This window comes from Sporomusa rhizae, from assembly GCF_041428845.1.
Classification (GTDB): Bacteria; Bacillota; Negativicutes; order Sporomusales; family Sporomusaceae; genus Sporomusa; species Sporomusa rhizae.
In genome coordinates, this window is the sequence record NZ_CP156925.1 from 1,578,882 (window position 1) to 1,602,466 (window position 23,585).

The 23,585-nt window shown below is 41.3% G+C and carries 21 protein-coding genes and 1 riboswitch; of the genes, 14 read left to right on the top strand and 7 right to left on the bottom strand.

What is annotated here, in order from left to right; genetic code table 11:
* Positions 1 to 14: 14 nt before the first annotated feature.
* Positions 15 to 695 (top strand): 4Fe-4S dicluster domain-containing protein, encoded by a 681-nt coding sequence (locus SRRS_RS07000; RefSeq protein WP_371367480.1) that lies wholly within the window; start codon positions 15 to 17, stop codon positions 693 to 695.
* Positions 696 to 723: 28 nt separating this feature from the next.
* Positions 724 to 2,334, top strand: a complete 1,611-nt coding sequence (locus tag SRRS_RS07005) for an FAD-binding protein (protein ID WP_371367482.1) — start codon at positions 724 to 726, stop codon at positions 2,332 to 2,334.
* A 131-nt stretch (positions 2,335 to 2,465) separates the two neighbouring features.
* Here the strand turns inward: SRRS_RS07005 and SRRS_RS07010 are convergent, their stop codons facing one another.
* The 3 genes from SRRS_RS07010 to SRRS_RS07020 all read right to left on the bottom strand — a co-directional run bounded on the left by SRRS_RS07010 (position 2,466) and on the right by SRRS_RS07020 (position 6,162).
* Complete coding sequence (locus SRRS_RS07010) at positions 2,466 to 3,917, bottom strand: alanine/glycine:cation symporter family protein (RefSeq protein ID WP_371367484.1); 1,452 nt, start codon at positions 3,915 to 3,917, stop codon at positions 2,466 to 2,468.
* A gap of 26 nt (positions 3,918 to 3,943) precedes the next feature.
* The gene (locus tag SRRS_RS07015; protein ID WP_371367486.1) at positions 3,944 to 5,128 is read right to left on the bottom strand and encodes a PLP-dependent aspartate aminotransferase family protein; all 1,185 of its coding nucleotides are present in this window, start codon (positions 5,126 to 5,128) and stop codon (positions 3,944 to 3,946) included.
* A 221-nt stretch (positions 5,129 to 5,349) separates the two neighbouring features.
* Complete coding sequence (locus SRRS_RS07020) at positions 5,350 to 6,162, bottom strand: helix-turn-helix domain-containing protein (protein WP_371367488.1); 813 nt, start codon at positions 6,160 to 6,162, stop codon at positions 5,350 to 5,352.
* Positions 6,163 to 6,433: 271 nt separating this feature from the next.
* Here SRRS_RS07020 and nifJ point away from each other — a divergent pair, with 271 nt between their 5' ends.
* The 3 genes from nifJ to SRRS_RS07035 all read left to right on the top strand — a co-directional run bounded on the left by nifJ (position 6,434) and on the right by SRRS_RS07035 (position 11,539).
* Positions 6,434 to 9,952: a pyruvate:ferredoxin (flavodoxin) oxidoreductase gene (gene nifJ, locus SRRS_RS07025; RefSeq protein ID WP_371367490.1), complete on the top strand. Its 3,519-nt coding sequence runs from the start codon at positions 6,434 to 6,436 to the stop codon at positions 9,950 to 9,952.
* Positions 9,953 to 10,198: 246 nt separating this feature from the next.
* Entirely contained in the window at positions 10,199 to 10,696 is a 498-nt protein-coding gene (locus SRRS_RS07030) for a cysteine hydrolase family protein (protein WP_371367491.1), read from the top strand.
* Between the two features lie 81 nt (positions 10,697 to 10,777).
* Entirely contained in the window at positions 10,778 to 11,539 is a 762-nt protein-coding gene (locus SRRS_RS07035) for a GNAT family N-acetyltransferase (RefSeq protein WP_371367493.1), read from the top strand.
* A gap of 126 nt (positions 11,540 to 11,665) precedes the next feature.
* On the opposite strand, the gene SRRS_RS07040 is transcribed toward SRRS_RS07035, so the two are convergent.
* Positions 11,666 to 11,830: a hypothetical protein gene (locus SRRS_RS07040; protein WP_371367495.1), complete on the bottom strand. Its 165-nt coding sequence runs from the start codon at positions 11,828 to 11,830 to the stop codon at positions 11,666 to 11,668.
* A gap of 281 nt (positions 11,831 to 12,111) precedes the next feature.
* On the opposite strand from SRRS_RS07040, the gene SRRS_RS07045 reads away from it, so the two are divergent.
* Both SRRS_RS07045 and SRRS_RS07050 read left to right on the top strand, forming a co-directional pair.
* Entirely contained in the window at positions 12,112 to 12,987 is an 876-nt protein-coding gene (locus SRRS_RS07045) for a class I SAM-dependent methyltransferase (protein WP_371367497.1), read from the top strand.
* Positions 12,988 to 13,087: 100 nt separating this feature from the next.
* Positions 13,088 to 13,942: a flavodoxin family protein gene (locus SRRS_RS07050; protein WP_371367499.1), complete on the top strand. Its 855-nt coding sequence runs from the start codon at positions 13,088 to 13,090 to the stop codon at positions 13,940 to 13,942.
* A 75-nt stretch (positions 13,943 to 14,017) separates the two neighbouring features.
* Here SRRS_RS07050 and SRRS_RS07055 read toward each other — a convergent pair whose 3' ends face one another.
* Both SRRS_RS07055 and SRRS_RS07060 read right to left on the bottom strand, forming a co-directional pair.
* Positions 14,018 to 14,857, bottom strand: coding sequence for a site-2 protease family protein (locus tag SRRS_RS07055; RefSeq protein ID WP_371367501.1), 840 nt, complete (start codon positions 14,855 to 14,857; stop codon positions 14,018 to 14,020).
* A 60-nt stretch (positions 14,858 to 14,917) separates the two neighbouring features.
* Entirely contained in the window at positions 14,918 to 15,277 is a 360-nt protein-coding gene (locus tag SRRS_RS07060; protein ID WP_371367503.1) for an MmcQ/YjbR family DNA-binding protein, read from the bottom strand.
* 137 nt (positions 15,278 to 15,414) lie between these two features.
* Here SRRS_RS07060 and SRRS_RS07065 point away from each other — a divergent pair, with 137 nt between their 5' ends.
* The 6 genes from SRRS_RS07065 to SRRS_RS07090 all read left to right on the top strand — a co-directional run bounded on the left by SRRS_RS07065 (position 15,415) and on the right by SRRS_RS07090 (position 21,575).
* A complete protein-coding gene (locus SRRS_RS07065; RefSeq protein ID WP_371367505.1) occupies positions 15,415 to 15,681 on the top strand; it encodes a hypothetical protein in 267 nt (88 codons plus the stop codon).
* Positions 15,682 to 15,786: 105 nt separating this feature from the next.
* Positions 15,787 to 15,873, top strand: a riboswitch (cyclic di-GMP riboswitch).
* 138 nt (positions 15,874 to 16,011) lie between these two features.
* Positions 16,012 to 16,917, top strand: a complete 906-nt coding sequence (locus SRRS_RS07070; RefSeq protein WP_371367507.1) for a diguanylate cyclase — start codon at positions 16,012 to 16,014, stop codon at positions 16,915 to 16,917.
* A gap of 260 nt (positions 16,918 to 17,177) precedes the next feature.
* On the top strand, positions 17,178 to 17,429 hold the full coding sequence (locus tag SRRS_RS07075) for a (2Fe-2S) ferredoxin domain-containing protein (protein WP_371367509.1): 252 nt from the start codon (positions 17,178 to 17,180) through the stop codon (positions 17,427 to 17,429).
* Complete coding sequence (locus SRRS_RS07080) at positions 17,416 to 19,146, top strand: [Fe-Fe] hydrogenase large subunit C-terminal domain-containing protein (RefSeq protein WP_371367510.1); 1,731 nt, start codon at positions 17,416 to 17,418, stop codon at positions 19,144 to 19,146. The genes SRRS_RS07075 and SRRS_RS07080 overlap by 14 nt, the downstream gene beginning before the upstream one ends.
* Positions 19,146 to 20,297 (top strand): SpoIIE family protein phosphatase, encoded by a 1,152-nt coding sequence (locus SRRS_RS07085; protein WP_371367512.1) that lies wholly within the window; start codon positions 19,146 to 19,148, stop codon positions 20,295 to 20,297. Before SRRS_RS07080 ends, SRRS_RS07085 begins: the two co-directional genes overlap by 1 nt.
* A 510-nt stretch (positions 20,298 to 20,807) precedes the next feature.
* Complete coding sequence (locus tag SRRS_RS07090; protein WP_371367514.1) at positions 20,808 to 21,575, top strand: 4Fe-4S binding protein; 768 nt, start codon at positions 20,808 to 20,810, stop codon at positions 21,573 to 21,575.
* An 82-nt stretch (positions 21,576 to 21,657) separates the two neighbouring features.
* On the opposite strand, the gene SRRS_RS07095 is transcribed toward SRRS_RS07090, so the two are convergent.
* Positions 21,658 to 22,557: a DMT family transporter gene (locus SRRS_RS07095; RefSeq protein ID WP_371367515.1), complete on the bottom strand. Its 900-nt coding sequence runs from the start codon at positions 22,555 to 22,557 to the stop codon at positions 21,658 to 21,660.
* Between the two features lie 151 nt (positions 22,558 to 22,708).
* On the opposite strand from SRRS_RS07095, the gene SRRS_RS07100 reads away from it, so the two are divergent.
* The gene (locus SRRS_RS07100) at positions 22,709 to 23,578 is read left to right on the top strand and encodes a LysR family transcriptional regulator (RefSeq protein WP_371367517.1); all 870 of its coding nucleotides are present in this window, start codon (positions 22,709 to 22,711) and stop codon (positions 23,576 to 23,578) included.
* The last annotated feature ends 7 nt before the right edge of the window (positions 23,579 to 23,585 follow it).

Below are 23,585 nucleotides of genomic sequence, written 5' to 3' on the forward strand. Positions count from 1 at the left end.
AGGGAGGTCATGAAATGTCTGATAAAGAAATGGTTGATATATATATATTGGGTAAAAAGTACACGGTTCCCGCAAGCTTGACAATAATGGACTCAATGGAATACGCAGGCTATCAATTGGTTAGGGGCTGTGGCTGCCGGTCGGGTTTTTGTGGTGCCTGCGCAACAATATATAGAATTAAAGGCCAGAAAGAACTGAAAGTCTGTTTAGCCTGCCAAACTAAAGTTCAAGATGGCATGTATCTTACTCAACTGCCGTTCTTCCCTGGCGATAAGAAAAACTATGAACTGAACGAATTAGCGCCTACGGCTGATACATTAGCGCAGCTTTACCCGGAAATATACAGCTGCATCGGCTGTAACTCCTGTACCAAAGGCTGCCCGCAAGAACTTAATGTTATGCAGTATATTGGTTATGCGCAAAGAGGCCAGCTAGAAAAGTGTGCGCATGAATCGTTTGACTGCGTTATGTGCGGAATTTGTGCTTCAAGATGTCCGGCAAATATTACCCATTACCAAGTGGGCATGATTGCCCGCCGTCTTACCGGTAAATACCTTGCACCAGAAACCGAACACTTAAAAACAAGAGTGGAGGAAATTCAAGCAGGCAAGCATGACCGCTCCATTGAAGAACTTCAGGGCAAGAGTGTTGACGAATTAAAAGAGCTTTACAACACAAGAGATATTGAACAGTAAGAATACGGTGCAGTGAGGAGGTATTTTAATGTATACAGCAGAGATGAGAGAGCTAATAAAAAAAGTAGAGGCTACACGCTCTAAACGGTTGGGTGTTCATTTTGCGCGTATGACTCCGGAAGAAAAGGAAAATGTTTTACAGGAGAATCATCCTGACTATAAAGAGCAATGTTTCAGAAAGTTGGCAGTAGGAGCAAATAAGGGCTCTAAAGTTCCCGTAGAACTGGCCGATCTTATTGAAGCCAAAAGCCGCCTGGAAAATGTGAAACTTGATTTAAATAGAGTACATTATGATATAGACGTCCTCATCATTGGCGGTGGCGGTGCCGGAGCATCAGCTGCTCTCGAAGCGCATAACCAGGGGGCTAAGGTATTGATTGCCACCAAATTGCGTATGGGCGATGCCAATACCATGATGGCGGAAGGCGGCATTCAGGCTGCCGATAAGCCGGAAGATTCCCCCGCCCAACACTATATCGATGTAATGGGGGGCGGACACTTTACCAACAAAAAAGAACTGGTAAGCACCTTGGTTAAAGATGCTCCCGGTGTAATCAAATGGTTAAATGACCTTGGTGTCATGTTTGACAAAGAACATGACGGTACAATGGTTACCACCCACGGGGGCGGAACATCAAGAAAAAGAATGCATGCTGCTGCCGACTATACCGGCGCGGAAATCATGCGGGTTCTTAGGGATGAGGTGGTTAACCGGGGTATTGAAGTTGCGGAATTCTCGCCTGCGGTTGAAATCTTACTGGATAAGAACGGCAAAGCCGCCGGCGCTGTCCTATATAACCTGGAAACAGAAGAATACTTAATTGCCAGAGCTAAAACAATTATTATAACTACAGGTGGTGCGGGCCGGCTTCACTACCAAGGCTTCCCGACATCCAACCACTATGGTGCTACTGCCGACGGACTTGTTCTTGCCTATCGCATAGGGGCAGAGCTGGCGTTTGCTGACGCCATACAGTACCATCCGACCGGCGTTGCTTATCCGCCGCAAATCTTTGGCGCACTGGTTACTGAAAAAGTTCGTAGTTTAGGTGCTACTCCGCTTAACTGTGATGGCGAGCAATTTGTTTACCATCTTGAAACAAGAGATGTATCCTCTGCTGCTATCATCAGAGAATGCAACATAAAAAATAAAGGCATAGATACACCTACCGGTGTTAAAGGAGTTTGGCTTGATACTCCGTTAATAGAGATGATTCATGGCGAAGGTACAATTCAAAAGCGATTGCCGGCCATGCTGAGAATGTATAAGAAATTCGATATTGATATGAGAAAAGAGCCTATCCTGGTATATCCTACCCTGCACTACCAAAATGGCGGTCTATTGATTGACGAAAATGGACAAACCAGGGTAGAGAATCTATATGTGGCTGGCGAAGCGGCAGGCGGGATTCACGGCAGAAACCGTCTGATGGGTAATTCCCTCTTAGATATCCTTGTATTCGGACGCCGGGCCGGTGCACATGCCGGTGCAAAAAGCCGGGAGGTCGAAGTTAACGAACTTAGCCTTGAACATGTACAAGAATACCATAACAGCCTTGAAGCAAATGGTGTTAAAACAGACCGAGTTTCCCCCATGCTGCTGCCGCACTATACTCATGGCAGAGAAGATTGTGAATAGGTAACAAAACAAGCTGGCTTCCCGCTAGAATCTAGGGGAGGTCAGCTTGTTTGCTGGAGAGAGAAGGGGCAGGCTCGCGGTCATTACGAGTATGTCATTCTGGAGTCATAGATTGCTTTCACTCAAGTTTTTTAGCTTTTTACGTTACATGTTTCAGTTTCAGATTCAATCGTTTCAAAAGCAACAGGTTCCGGGATTTCTCCACGATTGATTGCTGGAATAAAACGATCCCAAAAATCATTAAAGAGCCGAAAAATCTCTCTTTTTTTACCGTAAATCAATGTTAGTGTAATAAGCACATAAATAGCACTAAGCAGGTCGGTTGCCGCCCATAATAAGTCAGCCTGCATATTGGAGAAGAAAAGGATGGGCAGAATATAATACACCATATAGGTATAAGTAACAATTCTAGTTGACTTGGAATCACCAAAGAAATAATTTACTGCTTTTTCACAAGAATAGTACATTCCAACGGTTGTCGCCCAGGCAAACAGGGTAATAGCCACTGCCAGAAATGCCGATCCTGGCTCACCAAACACCGTACGGTATGCCACAGTTACCAATTGACCGCTTGTGATATCCGGAAAATCAATATATACGTTGGTAACCAGTATGGTCAGCGCAGTCAATGTGCAGATGACCGAAGTCAGAAACACTTCGCCAAATCCCCACGAGGATTGGCGGATAGGATGGTCGGTCATAGCTCCGGCATGTGCTACCATGCCATAGCCAGTACCAGCGTCATTGGAATAGATTCCACGGGCAATACCGAAACGAATAGCTTGCATAACCGTGGCTCCGGCAAAACCGCCAACTCCGGACATTGGCGTGAAAGCGTGCTCAAAGATTAACGCAAATGTCGCAGGTACTTTTTCAATATTGAGAGCTACAAGGACAATGGCACCTAAAATATAGGCCATGGCATACGCAGGAACTACTTTGGAAAGAATCTTCGACATGCTGCGCAAACCACCAACAATCGTTATCCCCACTGTCACACTCATGACGAGTAAAGATACGGTTGGATTGATATGAAAGGCTTCTTTCAACGAACTGGTAAGAGCTTCTGCTTGAACAAGGCAAGTCCACGGTCCAAGCGTAAAACAGCAGAGGGCAAGAATAAGTCCGCCGGTTTTCCAGCCCATCGCATTTTTCATAACAAATGAGCGGTCACATACATATTCATCCCGGCAGTTTTTATATTTAACACGATAACGCTGGCCCAAAATAATTTCTGCAGCTTTCGTGGAAATACCAAAAAATGCGGAGAACCAAAGCCAGAAAATGGCTCCTGGTCCTCCCATGGTAATTGCCGTAGCAACTCCACCGATACTTCCAACGCCAACGGTATTAGCCATAGCGGTACAAGCTGCCGCAAAACTGGATACTGTCCCTTCGCCACCTTTTTGGTTCTTTTTTATAATCGTACCGTAGGTGTTTTGCAGCATAAATTTCGTTTTAAGCTGATAGAAAAATCTAAAGCTCATGGAAAGGTAAATACCGGTGCCCACCAAAAGGATGGGCATAGGATAGTTCCACATAAAGTCAGCAAGTGACTGTATGATGAGCAAAGCAGATTCCATTTATTTCCCTCCAACCGTATTATGATTTAAAAAACATTCAGTGCCTGTGTGAAGTCGGCAATTAAATCATCGATATCCTCTATTCCTACCGAGATTCGCATCAGCCCTTCATGAATGCCCATCTTCAGGCGCACTTCTTCGGGGACGCCCATATGGGAAGAAGAGACTGGGTGGGAGAGCGTAGTACGGTAACCGCCCAGTGTGGGTAAGTATTTTACCAACCGCAGTGCATGCATGAATTCATTTAGTTTTTGGCGGTCATCGGCAACGGAGAAGCTCATGATTGCGCCGTAGCCGTTAGTTAAAATATTTTTTGCTAACTCATGCTGAGGGTGGCCAGGCAGACTAGGATGGTTCACCCGTAAGACCCTGGGATGGGCTTGCAAAGCGGCGGCCAGTTTTTCAGCATTACTCATTTGTTGCTTTACCCGCATGCTCATTGTACGGACACTGCGAAGACATAGCCAGGCAGCAAATGGGTCTGAGCAGCAGCCAAAAAGGACCTGGATATTATAAACTTTCTCCAGAAGTTCCTTTGTTGCCGTTGTTATAGATCCTGCAGTGACATCGCTATGTCCGCCAAAATACTTGGTCAGGCTATGAATCACAACATCGGCACCCTGTACGATTGGCTTAATCAGAAAAGGAGTAGTAAAGGTGCTGTCTACCAGTACTAAAGCCGATGCCTGATGGGCAATATCGGAAAGTTCTTTAATATTAACAACTGTTGTTAATGGATTGGCGATAACCTCTGTATAGAAAAGCACAGTATTCGGGCGGACAGCCTTTCGGACTGCTTCCAAATCGGTAAAATCGACATATGTGGTTTGGATGCCGTAACGAGAAATAACATTATCCAGTAAATCAATACTTTCGCCATATAGCGAAAGACTTGCCAGGATATGATCTCCCTGTTTTGCATAAGTCAGCAAAGCCAAAGAAATGGCAGCCATACCGGAAGAACAAATAATAGTCCCTTGTCCATTTTCCAAAGATGTAATTACGTCTGCCAGGCAATCCCGATTAGGGTTGCTGGTACGGTTGTAGCTATATCCGCCACTACTGTTAGTTTCGTGCAATTCGTCCAGATCTTTCATAATGTAAGCTGTCGACATATAGAGGGGAGGAGTCTCAGGGTGCATTGTTTCACCGCGTACTTGCCCTCCTTGATATAAAATTTCAGTATCAGGGCTAACAGTTACTTTTTCCAAAATTAGCTCATCCTTTCTTAAACTTTCAAGAAAACATTAAGTTTCTCACTTACTCTTTTGTCGCGATCAAAAGAAGAGAGATAGCTATCGAACAGAATATAAACCTTGTTGTAACAATAAAGTCAATGTTTATTTTAAAATTTCAAAAGATTAAAAAAGACCGGCTGCAAAAAAATGCAGCCGGTCTTTTAGTGATGATAAAAGCTCCGGTTGAGGTACACTTACTTCTGATTGCGCGGAATATGAATCTGAATTTCATATTGAGTTCCCAGATATTCCTTCAGATTCTCCTCAAACTCATTTGCGATCACTACTTGGGGAACAGCAGTATCTTTAAAAAATTTAGCAAGCGGGGGAACATCCCAGTCATTGGTAAGAATCCGGGCACGGAAACACAAGTATTCTCCTGCGGGCAGTTCGCAGAGATATTCGGTTGGAAAATCCGGTTTTTCTTTAAGATAGATCAAATACTGGGTAGCCCAGAATTTTTTCTCCATCAGTTTATTGAAATCAATAAGATAGGCATATTGACGTAAATAGTTAAGATCTTTTAATTCACTTCTGGCTTTGGCCGCAGCCAAACGGACTTCCATATTGTGAAGATATTCCTCAGGATACCCTGGCACGCAAATCGCATAGCGCCGTTCAAGCCATACTTTATACAGGTTGTCACAGTGCTGATTACGGTTAAGAAAAGTAAAATAATCAATATACCAATCAATATTTTCAATGGTGTCCATGATTTTTTTTAATTCTTTTTGATAACTTTTTTTCTGTTGCTGAAGGAAGGGCAATAGCTTGTCTACACTGCCTGTAGTGATAATTTCTCTAATTGACTCCAGCGAAAGACCAAAACGCTGCAAATACTTAATGCGATCAATGTAATGGAATTGATCAAATGCATAGTAGCGGTAACCGGTTCCAGAGTCAATATGCCGGGGTTTTAATAAACCCATTTTGTCATAATGCCGCAAGGTCTGCGTCGTTACTCCTAATAACGCCGCCGTTTCACCAATAGAATACCGTTCTTTCATTTTGCACGCTCCCTATTCTATGGCATATTTGTTAGTAGTTTTATTCTATATCATCTCATCGTTTATTGAAATAACAGTTTTTGCTACTATTCTACATACTTTTACAAAATCATCTTTATTCTTTTCTTTAATTATAAGTATTCTAAATTATCATTATTATCATTTGCTTGCTATTGACTTTACGGTTAGGACAATGTTTATACTTCCCTTTAGCCGACAATTTTCAAATCGCATGGGAAATCGCAATTGTTATTGAAATGGAGTGTGACCTATGAACGCAAAAAGAAAAATGAAGACAATGGATGGCAATGGAGCCGCGGCTTATATCTCTTATGCTTTTACTGACGTTGCCGCCATATTCCCTATTACTCCGTCATCCAACATGGCGGAAAGCGCTGACGAGTGGGCAGCACAAGGTAAGAAAAATATTTTTGGTCAGACAGTAGAAATTCTTGAAATGCAGTCGGAAGCCGGTGCAGCCGGTGCAGTTCATGGCTCATTACAGGCAGGCGCTTTAACTACTACTTATACTGCTTCGCAAGGCTTGTTACTCATGATTCCCAACATGTATAAGATTGCCGGTGAACTGCTGCCTGGCGTATTCCATGTAAGTGCCCGGGTGGTTGGCGCTAATGCAATCAGTATTTTTGGTGATCATTCCGACGTTATGGCTACCCGGCAGACTGGGTTTGCCTTATTGGCAGAAAGCAGTGTCCAGCAAGTAATGGACCTGGCAGCCGTGGCACACTTATCAGCAATCAAAGGTAAAGTCCCTTTTTTGAATTTTTTTGACGGCTTTAGAACCTCGCATGAGCTACAAAAAATTGAAGTGCTGGAATATGATGAATTAGCTAAATTGCTAGACAGAGAAGCTTTGGATGAGTTTCGCCGGAGCTCTCTCAATCCTGACCATCCGATTTTACGCGGTACAGTACAAAATTCCGATATTCACTTTCAACAAAGGGAAGTGTCTAACCGCTATTATCAAGCATTGCCGGAAATCGTGGAAGATTATATGGCGGAAATTACAAAACTAACAGGCCGGGAGTATCATCTGTTCAATTATTACGGCGCTCCGGATGCGGACAGGCTGATTATAGCCATGGGGTCCATGTGCGAAACAATCGAAGAGGTGGTGGATCACCTTAATGATAAGGGAGAAAAGGTTGGTTTATTGACGGTTCATTTGTATCGGCCCTTCTCCATTGAACATTTCTTTAAATATATTCCTAAAACTGTAAAAATGATTGCTGTTTTAGACCGGACCAAAGAAATGGGCGCCTTCGCTGAACCCCTCTATCTTGATGTAAAAGCCGCCTTTTACGGAAAGGACTGGCAACCGGAAATTGTCGGCGGGCGTTGCGGTGTTGGTGGCAAAGATGTAATACCTAGCCATATCGAAGGTGTTTTTGCCAATTTGAAATCAGATCAGCCCGAAGATAATTTCACCGTTGGTATCATTGATGATGTAAACCACTCTTCTCTGCTTTTCGGGCAGGATATTGATACTACGGCACCTGGCACAAAGGCATGCAAATTCTGGGGGCTTGGTTCTGACGGTACCGTTGGTGCTAATAAGAGTGCCATTAAAATTATCGGCGATCACACCGACATGTATGCTCAGGCGTATTTTGCCTATGATTCAAAAAAATCCGGTGGAGTGACTATTTCTTATTTGCGGTTTGGCAAGCAGCCTATTAAATCACCGTATCTCATTAATAAAGCAGATTTTATTGCCTGTCACAATCAGTCCTATGTATTTAACTACAATGTACTTGACGGGCTCAAAAAGGGCGGTAGCTTCCTCTTGAATTGCCGGTGGAATGCCGCGGAAATCGCCAGCAATCTGCCGTCAGTTATGAAGCGTTATATTGCGGAAAATGATATCAATTTTTATATAATTGACGCAGTCGGCATTGCGCAGGAGATAGGCCTTGGCGGTAGGATCAATATGATTATGCAATCAGCCTTCTTTAAGATTGCCGATATTATTCCCCTGGCTGATGCCGTTACATATCTTAAGGAAGCAGTAGTGAAATCCTATGGGAACAAAGGGGAAAAAATAGTGGCGATGAATCACGCTGCGATTGACAGAGGGGCAGACGCCATTATCCAGATTGCTGTTCCTGCTGACTGGCGAAATGCGCAGGATGTCAAGTCTGGAACTAGAGAGATTCCTGCGTTTATTGAAAAAATATTGCTGCCCATGAATCGTCAGGAAGGAGATAACTTACCGGTAAGTGCCTTCTTAGGAATGGAAAGCGGCAGTTTTCCGTTGGGTACTTCGGCTTATGAAAAACGCGGCATCGCTATTGATGTTCCTGTATGGGCGATGGATAAATGTATTCAATGTAACCAATGTGCCTTTGTGTGCCCTCATGCTGCCATTAGACCTGTGTTGGTGAATAGCGAGGAATTGGCCGCAGCCCCGGAAGGATTTAGTGTTAAAGCCGCTATTGGTGCGAAAGACCTAAGCTTTAGTTTAGCGGTTTCCCCTTATGACTGTACTGGCTGCGGCAATTGCGTCCAGGTTTGCCCTGCCCAGGAAAAAGCTCTGGAAATGAAACCTCTATCCACACAGCTAGAGAAAGCTCCTTTGTGGGACTATGCGATGACTCTATCAGCTAAGCCGAATCCGCTAAATGCCTTTACTGTTAAAGGCAGCCAATTTGAACAGCCGCTTCTGGAATTTTCAGGTGCTTGCGCCGGTTGTATGGAAACTTCTTATGCTAAGCTGGTAACTCAGTTGTTTGGCGATAGAATGATGGTGGCCAATGCTACCGGCTGCTCTTCCGTGTGGGCTGGCAGTGCGCCTTCTATTCCTTATACCAAAAATTATCGCGGGCATGGTCCGGCGTGGGCAAACTCCTTATTTGAGGATAATGCTGAATTTGGTTTAGGTATGCATATGGCAGTAAAACAACTGCGTAGACAAGTGGCTCTTGTTGTTGAAAAGGCTGCTACGCTGGCGATAAGCGACGAATTGACGCAAGCTTGCGAAGATTGGTTAGCAAATAAAGACAATGGTGAAGGAACAAGAGTCCGGGCGGATAAGCTCATTTCTGCTTTAGCAGCAGTAAAAGGCAATGATCCCCTGCTAAATACCATATATAATAACCGGGACTTTCTAGTTAAAAGATCTCAATGGATTTTCGGCGGCGACGGTTGGGCATATGACATTGGGTTTGGTGGATTGGATCATGTGTTGGCGTCGGGTGAAGATGTCAATATTTTGGTGTTTGATACTGAGGTGTATTCTAATACCGGCGGACAGTCTTCCAAAGCTACACCGACAGCGGCTATTGCCAAATTTGCCGCTAGCGGCAAAAAGACCAAGAAGAAGGATCTCGGTATGATCGCTATGAGTTATGGTTATGTATATGTAGCGCAGATTGCCATGGGAGCAGATAAAAACCAAACTTTAAAAGCTATTGCGGAAGCCGAGGCCTACCCTGGGCCGTCCATTATCATTGCTTATGCACCTTGTATCAATCATGGGTTGAAAATGGGCATGAGTTGCAGTCAGCTGGAAGCTAAGCGAGCAGTGGACTGCGGTTACTGGGCAATGTACCGTTACAATCCACTGCTAAAAGAATCAGGTAAAAATCCCTTTAGTCTTGATTCGAAAGAACCCACCATGAATTTTAACGAATTCCTAATGGGAGAAGTACGTTTTGCCTCTCTCATGAAGAAGTTCCCTGAACAGGCAGAAGCTTTGTTTGCAAAGACAGAACAGGAGGCTAAAGAACGACTGGAGAAATATAGGCAATTAGCAAACCTCGCACTGTAGTTTAAAAAAGGGTACAGAAAATTTTGTGATAATAGGCTTGAGACATCTTCCCTATTGACAAGAATAGTTAAGTCAGAAGGGAAGATGTTTTTTTTATGACTATGATACTGAAATATGGTAGGCTAACTTTAAAAATTACACCAACAGAATAAATCTGGTGAATTATCTTGAGAAGAACAGGAAAAATAATTCATTATAACGAAAAGATCCATAATCTGGATCTTTTTTGACTTGGGAGGGAAAATAGTGAAACCAGCATTATTGGTTATTGACATGCAACAACATTATGCTTTTGCCAACGAGGAAAAAACTCGACTGACTCTAAGAGCGGTAGAATTTATTAATACTGCCATTGATCTGTTTCGCAAAAAAGGATTACCGGTTATTTGTATACAGCATAGGGATGAAGCAGAGGGCGTTGTTCCTGAAGCAGACGGATTTAAAAATATTGACCAGCTTGCTATTAATCCTGATGACATCCATATTATAAAGACCTATGGTAATGCATTTAATAAAACAAGCCTTGAGGAAACACTAAGGAAACTTAGTGTTGATACGGTAATTCTAACTGGTTATTGTGCCGAATATTGTGTGCTCTCAACTTGTCGCGGCGCGTTAGATATCGATCTGGTTCCCCTTATTCTTCGCAATGCTATTTCTAGTGGTATACCGGAAAATATCAGGTTTGTTGAAAATGTAAATGAAGTGATATCACTAGGAGCTCTCGAAGCGGTATTACCATAAGGTTCGTTAGCAACTATCTGGCATTGCAGGGTTAAGGCTATATGGAAATTCTGGCTATCTGATTGGTGGAGGTACTATTCAATGACGTTAGTAACATTGACAGGGGAAAACTTAGAACAAGAGCATATATGCTGTGCTATTGCCGACAAGAAAACCGCGCCGGGAGTAGCGCTGAAAAAAGAGTGGCTGAAAAATCGTTTTCAGGATGGATTGATTTTCAGAAAAGCAGACGTCCGGGGGAAAGTGTTCATTGAGTATTTACCTGCCGAAAACGCATGGTGCCCCATTGTGGCGGAGGGGTATATGTTCATTAATTGTTTTTGGGTTGCCGGACGCTACCAAAAACAGGGATATGGCACTGAATTATTGCACTCATGCTTGCATGACTCGGCAGGAAAAAAGGGGATTGTCATAGTTTCGAGCGCTAAAAAGAAGCCATATCTATCTGACAAAGCCTATCTGTTAAAAAAGGGGTTTGAAGTCGCCGATACGGCACAACCCTATTTTGAGTTACTGGTAAAAAGGCTTAAGGATGACGCCGTAATGCCTAAGTTTAAAGAAACTGTAAAAACGCCCTCTATTACTTATCGCCGGGGATTAACCGTGCTGTATACCGACCAATGTCCCTTCGTCGATTATCATGTACACAATGAATTGGATATCATCGGTCAGGAATTCAATATTCCTATACAACGCATCAAGTTGGAAAGCAAAGAACAAGCGCAGCAATCGCCTGCTGTATTTACAACCTATAGTGCTTTTTATAATGGCGATTTTTTAACTCACGAAATTCTTACCAAAACAAAGTTCGGTAAGCTGTGGGAAAAAATGAAGAACATTTAAGGCTACCTGTCGGTTTAATTACAGTTAAAGAGGCTTCTTTATTAGTATCTGAACAAAGCAAAATGTAATATAGCCGATCCATAAAGTGGGCTAAAAAGCGAAGCACCGCTGTGTCCTATAGTAAAACTATGTAATGGGGATGGTGCTGCTGCGTTCAATGACGTTGGAAGCAGCCCAAACTCCCAGATTAAAAGCACCAAAGCCGCCAAGTACAGCTTCGAATTTTTCGGTCGTAAGATACTCTGGCTTACTAGTAACTGCACGAAATTGTATATATTTAAATAGCAGCAAAGTCTTTATTGAATTCCTCCTAAATTATGGTTTTTTCCTTTTAAAAAAGATGTTCATACCCATTAGATGGACAGTCGAAACAGATGTAAGCGGTACAGCAAGAGGCGTGTTAACTATAGAATCAAGCTTTTTAATCCGATTCTCCTGAGTGATTTCCATAGGGGAGTCGATTGGTACATGTACCTATTTATTTGAAGTTTACATTTTAGAGGATAAAAATGGGAAGTATAGAAGTTATTTGATAATGTAAAATTAATTCAAAATCATAGCAGGGTGATAGCGTGAATAATAGAGTTGAAGGCAAAGTATCCATAACTGCACAGGGAACGTGCCTGGGCCGGACAGTATCTTATTATGAGAAAGATATAAATTACAAAAGCAATGACTATATTGCTCCTATTCTCGTACCATCTTATCTTGGTTTATTAGCTAAATATGGATTTTCCCGAAAAATACTGAAAAAGCAATTTTTGAAAGCTCCGGGGAATTACGAATATCTTATTGCCAGGACAAAATTTATTGATAGTATTTTTGAAAATATTGATGACAGTATTGAACAGGTATTGATATTTGGAGCTGGCTTTGATTCCCGTGCTATTCGCTTTAAAAGTAAGTTAGCGAAGGCAACAGTATTTGAACTTGATGCTCCGGGAACACAACAAATTAAAATAGATAGATTCAGGGGCCAACACATTGAGTTTCCGGAAAATCTAAAATTTATTTCAATTGATTTCAATCACGAATCGTTATCTAAAAAGTTAGAAGAAACCGGCTTTGAAAAAAATAAAAAATGTCTTTTCTTACTAGAAGGATTAACGATGTATCTAAATCAAGAATCTATCGATAATACATTTAATCTAGTAGATAACTATTCGGGAGAAAATAGCCTAATTGTTTTTGATTATGTTTCTGCTTCGATGGTTAGTCGAGAGAAAACCTACAATGATCCCAAGATTAGACAGTACTATGAATTTCTTGCTAAAGTTGGTGAAAAACCCCGTTTTGCGATAGACGGACAGATTCAGGATTTTCTGGCAAACTATAATTTGCTTTTGCTAGATGAATTAGATTCGACTAGATTAGCAAAAAAATATTTCAATAAAGATGACTTTGGCCTAATAGCCCAAAAGTTTAGAATCGTAATGGCCAAGAAGTAACTGGGGTGGCTTTCAAAGTGGTGGTAGGGTGGTTAATTTTGATTGGGTAGATTGATTTTTTAATTGGATTTTGATAATAAAATCAAAGGTGGGAGCTTCTATGAAGGTATTAGGTTTAGTGGCGTCACCCAGAAAACTGGGGAATTCCGAGATATTAGCGAAAGAAATGTTGGCCTCCTTGCCGGATGAAGTGGAAAAAATGATGATCCGGCTCACTGATCTTGATATAAAACAGTGCAGCGCTTGTTACGCCTGCCTGCCGGAGGACAAGGACTGCGTCATTAAAGACGATCTGGGTTTCCTGCTGGAACAGATAAAGGCGGTTGATGCTGTTATCATTGCCACACCTTGTTACTTTTTAGGTACTCATACCACACTGAAACTTATCAGCGACAGGCTGATTTCCGTTTTGCAGCAAGCGAAAGAATTTGCCGGTAAGAAATGTGTCGTCGCGGTATCTTACGGAATTACAGGATGGGAAGGGTATGCCCGTGAGGCCGCAGTCAATCTTGCTCGCTTTTTTCATTTGGATGTAGTGGGGACAATGCTGGTCCATGCAGCAAGTCCGGGAGAAGTTGTAAAAACGGAAGTGCTCGATCAGGCGCGCCGTTTGGCGTCAGCGCTCGTAACCGGTGAACAGGAGGCAACCCGTTTGCCGGTTCATGCTTGCCAGTTGTGCGGTAACACACTGCTTAAGCTAATGCCTACCGGGGAAGTAAAATGTCCGATGTGCGGGGCAGATGGCAAAATCGAGGTAAATGAAAGAGAATTTACGGTTCAGTTTGCAATCCCCAGGCATAACCGATTTTCTCCTGAAGGTATGACTGAACATGGTAAAACTCTGGAGGCTATAAAAAATCAATACATAGCGGAACGCCATGAATTGAACAAACTAAGAAAACCTTACCAGCATTATAACTGGTGGATTAAGCCGGAATCAAATGAAAAAAACTGAAGCTCATTAGCAGCTTCAGTTTTTTTTACATAGTGTATGAAAGGGACTCACAGAGTTTTTCTGTTTCTTGAGTTGCTAGATCCTTGGCCGCAATGCCTCGGCCGTAAAGTGGGTTTCATAAGTAAGTATTCCGCTTAATAACAGCAGTGCCAAATAGGCAAATCCTATTTTCAGACGAAATGAAGAATCGGTTGCATAATATTCGTCATGGCGATGTTTCCAGAAGTCCCATGCCCGATGAATAGCTCCGAATAAGATCAGAATGAGAATGGGGCTGAAGCTGAACCACAAAAGTAACCCAATCAGAGGAATGCCAATGAGCCAGATGTAGGGAGATACCGCTCCGGCAATCCGACCGCCATCTAATGGCGACGCTGGGATAAGATTAAACAGTGTGAGAAAATAACCGGTAAAAGCTAAAGAAAATAGCAAGGGAGAATGTAACAGGTAGGCAGCCAGATGAAAGGCCACTGTGGCTAACAGGCCAAATAAGGGTCCGCCATAGGCAATGATGCTTTCAGTTGCCGCATCATTAGGCTGTTCCTTAATACCAATGAGTGCTCCCAAAAAAGGAATAAAAACAGGGGCCGTTACCGGAATGTTCTGTTGCCGGGCTGCAACCATATGTCCATACTCGTGAATCGCAATGAGCAAAACAAAACCAATTGCCCACCATAGCCCGTAAAACCAAGCATAAACACCAATAGTTGCCAGCATGGAGAGGGTGGTTATACCAAACTTACTAAACTTTAGAAGGAACACTAATCCTTTGAGAAATCCCAAAACAGTTTTCCATTTCATTAACACCAGTAGCGCGGCAAATACTCCGCCCAGCCCAAATCGCTTATACCAAGGTGGTCGCACTGGCGGTGGCGTGTTATCCAATTGTTCGTTCATTTCGTCTTCTCTATTCAAGGCAATACCTCAACTTAACATTATTAATTATTGACCATATCCTCAAAGCAACAGATGCATTCACCAATCCCCGCCGGAGCCACTTCTCAGCCTTTTGGGGAGTGATTTATAGACTAAGTCATAAGAATGATCGATTAATCCTCTTATTTCTTGTTCGGGAATACTTCCATCAAGTATCACTGTATTCCAATGGCGTTTATTCAAATGGTATCCCGGGGTAATGCTGGGATATTGTTTTCGCAGTATTTCTGAATAGTTTGGGTCGCATTTCAAGGCAAGATTGTCCTGACCGTCCCGGCGAGACAGTAGAGCGAACATTTTAGACGCAACTTTGATAACAATTACGTCGGGACCAAAAGGGTAATCTTCGACGGCGCCCGGTTTGGCTAAGCAATAAGAATATAAAGCTTTAGAATGCAAGGTTATGCTCCTTTCACAAAAAAACTTATAAGAAGTATTCTATCAGAATAAAAATATACCTTTATTTTGAAACAAGTTGACTAATTGCATACTATTTCTCATTAGATTATAATGATAGTAACACAGGAGGTGTTTGCATGTCCAAGAAAAAAGTAATCATTAAATGTGGAACCATTAACCCGAATACCCTTAAAGTTGCCGGTAAACCTAACCGGGCAATGACTCCAGAGGTTAAGTTGGCCCCCGTTTGGATCGACCGAAAAAATGACTATAGGCGTCATAAAGAAAAGCAAAAAATCCGCCGTTATTCCGATGAATATGGAAACGGCGGATTTTATTTATCTATAAATCCAAATTCTGATATTACTCATCAAAAACGGATTGATGAGTTTATCGCTTTGTGAATGGAAAATGGGTTCGAAAGCTGGAGAGCGTAGTACTTTCGTTTTACAAATGACTTTTTACGACATTTTTTTTATTTTTTGATGATAAAATATTAGTAGTAATTGAATACTTTGAGGCAAACCATCCGAAAGGATGGGACGCAAAGCCGTGGGTCTACAGATTCGTTAGTCTAAGATTGCCAGGTTGCATCATTTAAATCAATGATGAACCGAGCAATCTTTTTCATTTTAAAATGGAGAATAACGATAGAAATTGATTTTTTGTCAACTAATATTCTGCGTTAGTTGATAATAATTAGTTGTATGTATGAAAGGAAAGGAACGAAAAGTATGAATTCAGCAAAGCAAACTATCCTTATTGTTGATGATATACAATTTAATCGTCAATTTTTAAAAAATGTTCTTCAAGATGAATATAATGTAATTTGTGCAGACTCGGGGAAGATGGCTATAGAAATTGTTATGTCGCAACCAATTGATCTGGTTTTACTGGATATAATTATGCCTACTATGGATGGCTATGAAATTTGCCGGTGGATCAAGACAAATCCAGGCACCAAAGATATTCCAGTCATCTTTGTTTCTATAAAAGACGATCCTGAAGACCAAACTACTGGGTTTTCATTGGGAGCAATCGACTATATTACTAAGAATACTGATGCATCTATAATTAAAGCGCGTGTAAAAAATCACCTTGAGTTAAAGAAACAGCGGGACATGTTAATTCAAGAATCTATTAACGATTTTTTGACAGGTATACCTAATCGCAGGTATTTTGATGAAATTCTGGCAACAAAATGGCGACAGGCACTGCGTGATAATGAATATTTGTCCATTCAGTTAATTGATATAGACTTTTTTAAAAATTATAATGATTTTTATGGCCATATAGAAGGTGATCGGTGCCTTAAGTTAGTGGCCGATGCGTTAAAAAAATCGTTGCTACGACCACTTGATATAGTCGCTAGATATGGAGGAGAGGAATTTATAGTACTGCTGCCGCTAACGCCGCGCGACGGTGCGATAAAAGTCGCAAAGAGAATTCAGGAAAACATAAGTGCGTTAAACATTACCCATCAGCTCTCTTCAGTTAATGATTTTGTTACAGTCAGTATTGGCATAGCAACGATAAAGCCTGAAGAAAACCTTGATGCAACGATACTTATTAAACGAGCCGACTATGGGCTCTACAAGGCCAAAAACGAAGGTAGAAATCGATTTATTGCCATTGAATAATTACTATTATTTCCTTGTACTTGAGAAAGTCACCGCTTTAGCCAGCAGGCAAGAGCGATGGCTTTTTTTTCAAGGCATGGCGACGGAGTAATTCACTCGACAGTTTAAAAAGAGAGTGGTAAAATACTATTGAAACGTAACAAATACGTTTTGCTGCATATCAAACATCTCTTTATCGAACTACGACTTATTTATAATAATAAGGAATATAATAACGAAGATAAGTGAAAAAATTCACTCAATTTACGAGGGGTATAATTATGCTGAAATTGTCCATTTGTTTTGGGAGTGCCTGCCATTTACAAGGCGCTTATAGTGTTCTCAATGCGTTTAAAGCATTAATCGACAAATATGAAATTCAAAGTGAAATCGATCTTGAGGGAAACTTTTGTCAGGGACAGTGCACCGAAGGCGTGATTATTAAAATAAACGATGAAATTATTAAGAACGTATCCAAGGAAAAGGTATTTGAAATATTTAAGGACAAGGTGCTGGGAGGTGGACAATATTAACACTATCATAACTCGCAAGGTAAATTGTCAGGATTGTTTTCGTTGTGTGCGTGCATGTCCTGTTAAAGCAATTGGAATAGTTAAAGGGCAAGCCAGTGTTATTCCGGAAAGATGTATTCTTTGTGGCCGTTGTGTAGTGGAGTGTCCGCAGCAGGCGAAAGAAATTGATAGGCAAATAGAAAAACTGACGGCAGCTGTTGCAACCGGTAAACAAGTAATTATAAGCTTAGCCCCCTCGTATATAGCGGCTTTTCCTGAATACTCATTGGAAGACTTGACACACCGATTGATAAATGCAGGGGTTAGTGCGGTTGTAGAAACAGCTACGGCAGCTGACCAGGTTTCGAAGGCGTATGCTCGACATATTAAAGCCGATAATCCTGTCAATCATACTGTTATTTCCTCCTGTTGCCCGGTTATTGTAGATATTGTTGAAAGATATTATCCTAAATTAATCAACAATCTAGCGCCGGTTTTATCGCCAATGCTTACTCATGCCAAGCTTATTCGAAGGGAGTTTGGAGAAGACTGCTTTGTCATATTTGCCGGACCATGCATAGCGAAAATTGCTGAAGGCCGCTCGCTGTATTCTGAAGTGGACGCGGTTATCACTTTTGATCAGCTTAGAGAATGGCTAAATGAGCGTAACGATATGGTTTCGATAATAAATCCCCTAAAGCTTCAGGAATTACCGGAATCAACTTATGCAGGACGCTGTTTCCCTGTAGCTGGCGGGGTGCTTATGCCTTTTGGTTCGCAAGTTTCGGACGAGGATGTTATAGCAGTCGATGGAATAGAAAATTGTCTGGAAGTATTTGAAGGGTTAAGCAAGCTGGAGTTTTCTCCAAAATTCGTTGAGGCCATGGCTTGTGCTGGCGGGTGTATCAATGGTCCTGCTATGGGGACGCATCAATTAATGCAAACCAAAAGGAACAAGATAATGAACTACGCCAAGAATGCTTTGCCTAATACATGTCCCCAGGAAGATGACTTGGCGGCAAGTAATCTGGACTTATCACGAAATTATGCAGCAAAACCGATAAACGCCGTTATACCTGCGGAAGCTGAAATAAAAGAAATTCTCAAACAGATAGGAAAATTTTCTCCCAAGGACGAAAAAAATTGCGGCGCTTGCGGATACAATACTTGTCGCGATAAGGCAATTGCTGTTTTTCAGGGTATTGCCGAAATTAACATGTGCTTACCTTATATGCGTTCTAAAGCAGAATCATTTGCCAATATTATTGTAGAGAATTCATTAAATGCGATAATTGCTGTCAATGAAAAAATGATTATCAAAGAATTCAATCCGGCAGTTAAACGAATGTTTGGTATAGTACAAGAAATTTATAAGGGTATGAGTCTAACGGAATTGTTTGATTGCTCAGATTTTATGGTTGCCACGAAATTGGGGCATAAGATTGTTGGTAAACGGGTTGAGTACCCTGAATATGGTATTATTACCGAACAAATGATTATTCCAGTACCTAAGCATAGTTTGGTAATTGCTATCATTACTGATGTGACTGCTTTTGAAAAGAAACAGCAGGAACTGCGGCAGATGAAACTGGATACAATAGAAAAATCCACGGAAATCATTAATAAACAGATGCATGTGGCTCAAGAAATTGCCGGTTTATTAGGAGAGACTACTGCGGAAACAAAATCAGCCCTATTAGAACTAATTATGCTGATAAAAGGTAAGGAGGAATCGTAATGCAACGTCTTCATGCCGAAGTTGGTTTAGCGCAGTTGTCTAAAGTTGGTGAAGAATTGTGCGGAGACAATGTTGATATTGCCAGAACACCAGAAGCAACGATCATTGTAATGTCCGATGGGCTGGGCAGTGGTGTTAAAGCTAATATATTAGCGACTTTGACGACTAAAATTGCCACCGTAATGCTTAAACGCGGTATACCGCTGGAAGACGTCGTCAATACCATTGCCGAAACCTTACCGGTTTGTCGCCAGCGAAAGATTGCGTATTCGACATTGCATATTATTATGATTGCCCCTGATGGACAAACGACTATTGTTGAATTTGACTGCCCGGCTACTTTCCTGGTGCGTAATAACAAAGTAGTTGAGTTTCCTGCCCATGAAAAAGTAATCGGTAATAAAATTATTCGTGTAGGGGAACTTTGGCTTCAAAAAGATGATATATTAGTGGCTGTTACTGATGGTGTGATTCATGCCGGTATTGGCGGCTTGCTGAAACTGGGGTGGGGCTGGGACTCAGTGGCAAAACAAATTAAAGAAGAGACTAATGAGAATAGTGATGCGGAACTTATCGGGCAAAGTTTGATTAATTTTTGTGAATGTTACTATCTTGGGAGCCCTGGCGATGATTCAACCGCCTTAGTTGTTAAGATGCGTGATCCTCAACAACTAACATTAATGACCGGGCCACCCGCTAATCCGGATGACGACGAAAAATATGTCGGCCGGTTTTTTGCCGAGTCTGGGAAAAAGGTGGTTTCAGGAGGAACTACAGCGCAAATAGTCGGTCGGCTTACTGGTAGCCGGCTTAAAGTGGAATTAACCTGCCATGATCCGCAAATACCTCCGATTGCCTATCTTGACGGAGTCGATTTGGTCACGGAAGGGATATTAACTTTGAATGCCACGGTTGAGCGGTTAATGGATACAAATAAACTTCGTAAATCCAATAAACAGGATGGAGCTACTTTGCTGGCTAAACTGATGAATACCGCGGACACCATTAAGATTTTTGCCGGACTGGCCGTTAACCCTGCCCACCATAATCCAGGTTTTCCCATGCAGATGAACATTAAAGTACAGGTACTAAATAAATTAAAAACTGTATTAGAGTCTAAAGGAAAAGAAGTCATTATTGAGTGGATTTGACTGGGTGATACACCGAACGATATCTAGGAAATAAATCTTTCGGTGTCAGGAAAATTTCAAATCGTAAAAACCAGCATTATGGCACATGCTGGTTTTTGCTGTTATTGGCCCAATTTTTTTATGATAAAAATCAATAGTAAGAAGTAAACCAATGAAAACCGCTGAAAGTAACAATTTAAATGCTTGACGGCGCCTGGTAGGAAGCATTATAATTAAAACAATATATGTGTATATACACGTTGTCGATTGGAAGAGCAGGAATGAATTGGTCGAGGAACTTATCCGTTATGTCTTAGCGTCTTGAGCTCAGATGCTTGCATGAACGTTCGTTGGATTCTTATGGTGTGCCCCGGTTTTTAATATGGTTTATAATTGCAAAAGTTTATGTGTATATACACTTAAACGCAATGATACTATAATGCTATGTGAGTCACCCGGATTAACAAAGAATAGGTTTTTTCAGAAAGTGTTTTAGTTGTAAATTAACGATATGTATAAGGAGAGGGTAAGATGGAGAATGCAATTCGAGAATTTGTATTAAATTTAGGTGTAGATGATGTTGGATTTGCAAGTGCTGATACGTATAATAGCCCTAAGTCATATGAAATCACGAATTTTCTTCCTGATGCGAAATCCATCATTGTTTTGGCGTACAAAGTCTTATCGAGCTGTGAAAGTCCAAGCTTAAGTGTTGCCTTAAACGGTTATTTAGATTTGGGTGCCTTTGCTAGATCGTCTAGCTTTCGTGTGGCGCGATATCTTGAGAGCAAGTATGGGGCAAAAGTTGCCAATATACCATTGTCTACTCCGTTCGAGATTCATAACGATAGGAGGGCTGTGGCTGATTTTTCCCAACGACATGCGGCTGTCGCAGCTGGTTTGGGGACCTTTGGCCGTAACAACCTGGTTATCCATCCCCAGTTTGGTACCAGGGTAAACTTTGTCAGTATTGTTACCAATCTTGAACTAGAGCCATCACCAAGGGTTAACGAAGATGTTTGCATTCACTGTAACCTTTGTGTTGAAAACTGCCCTGGCAGAGCGCTAGACGAAGCGGGAAAAACAGATGTGATGAGCTGTATGAAAAATTCGCTGCCGTATGGTATTGGAAATGATATCGCCTTTTGGTCCCAACTTCTTAATAGTAGTTCGGCAGAAGAGCGGAAAAAACTGCTTACCAGCGAACGTTATGCATACCTCAGACAGGCTGCATATTTAGGTAATCAGTATATGTGCTTCAATTGCATGAAATCATGTCCGGTAGGTGTCTCTAGTTAAGGTGCCAGTTAAGGGAAGGGTATAAATAAATCATGGTGATAGACCTTAGGTAACAATTTGCTTGAGGTCTATTTTGTTTTTTCTATTTGCGTAGCATAGTGGGAATCTTTTCCACCCAGCCAGGTTCTCTAATTCTTTCGCTTATTAGTGTTGAACCCAGAATTAAAATTGCGCCCAGGATTTCTGCGAATCCCATTTTTTCATTCAAAATTAGCGTAGATAATAATATTGCCGTAACAGGATCTATATAGCTGAATGCTGCAACAGTCTGCGCTTTTAAATCTTGTATGGAGGAAAAGTATAACCAAAATCCCAAACCTGTATGTATAACCCCAAGAATGCTAAGTAACAGAATATCTTTTATCCCAATCGTTATATCGATAAAGTCTTTAGTCAAAAAGACATATAGCAGAAGAACCACAGAGGCCACCCCGAGTTGAGCAAGCGTTGCTTCTGTAGCGGTTGTTTCTCTTGTAAATTTATTTAAAAGTGTAAGGCTTGCATAGGATACAGCAGCAGCTATTCCGTAGCCAATTCCGATAAAATCTTCGATACCTTGGAATGGTTTTGTTAATGCACCAGAAACAAACATCATACCAATCAGTGAAGTAATAATGCAAATAAATTTTGCTGCCGTTAGCTTTTCTTTCAAAACAAGTGGAGACAAGGCAGTGACAAATACGGGAGCAAGGTAATAACTAAGGGTTGCCGTTGCAATGGTTGTATGCTTATATGCCTCAAACAAGAAAATCCAATTTGCACTGAGTGTAATGCCCAATATGGTTAATAATAAACCATTCTTTACAATTGCCTTTTTTGAAAACTGTTCTTTCAAAGATAAACTTACTATTGCCAGAAAAACTACTCCTATCATGCCTCTAACCAGAGCAATTGTACCCGATGGAAGATCAATGTTTCTTACCAATAGCCCCATACTGCCGAATATTATCATAGCTGTAGTAATTTTTAATTTCGCATTCATTAGATACCATTCTTTCTTTTTGGGTCGGGTCTTACTATTCCGAGCCAAAACCAGATTCTTGCATTTTCCTTTAAAAAGTATATGATAAATGTAATAATTAAGAAAACGCATCTTTTTCATGTTTAAAATTAAAAATTGTCATGGGGGCAACATGAATATTCAAAAGTATATGGCTTTTATCAAAACGGTGGAATATGGCAGTTTTACCAAGGCAGCGCAATTTCTTGATTACACTCAATCCGGTATCAGCCATATGATAAATGATTTAGAAGCTGAATGGGGAGTTGCCCTGCTTGAACGCGACCGTTCGGGTGTTCGTATCACTTCTGATGGGCTAAAACTACTGCCATATGCCAAGCGTGTATGTGAAGCAAATAATCAACTGCTCGCCATGATAGATGAATTACACGGGTTGAAATCCGGTCTAATTAGAATAGGGACATTCTCTAGTGTAGCAACTCATTGGCTCCCTAACATGATCAGAACTTTTCAAACCGAGTACCCCAATATTGAATTTGAGCTTTTACTTGGTGACTATACCGAAATCGAAAACTGGGTTATTGAAGGGCGGGTAGATTTTGGCTTTCTCCGGCTTCCGGCTAAATCCGATCTGGAAACTATTTTTTTGGAACAAGACAGATTATTAGCAATAATACCCGAAAATCATCCGTTAGCTGATTGCGACCATTTTCCAATAAAGGGTTTATTACAAGCTCCTTTTATGCTCTTAGAAAAAGGGGCAAAAAACGAGATATCGGAGATTTTTGAAAAACATAATATTACGCCAGATATACGTTTTACCACCTGGGACGATTATTCAATTATGGCAATGGTGGAAAAGGGACTTGGTATTAGCATACTACCTGAATTAATACTGCAACGTGTACCATATAAAATACTGGCAAAAGAATTGGAAGTACCCGCTTATCGAAAAATCGGTATCGTTATGAAAGATGCAAAGACAGTTTCCCTTGCAGTTAACCGATTCCTGGACTATATACAATATAGAAATAAGATATAAATATAGA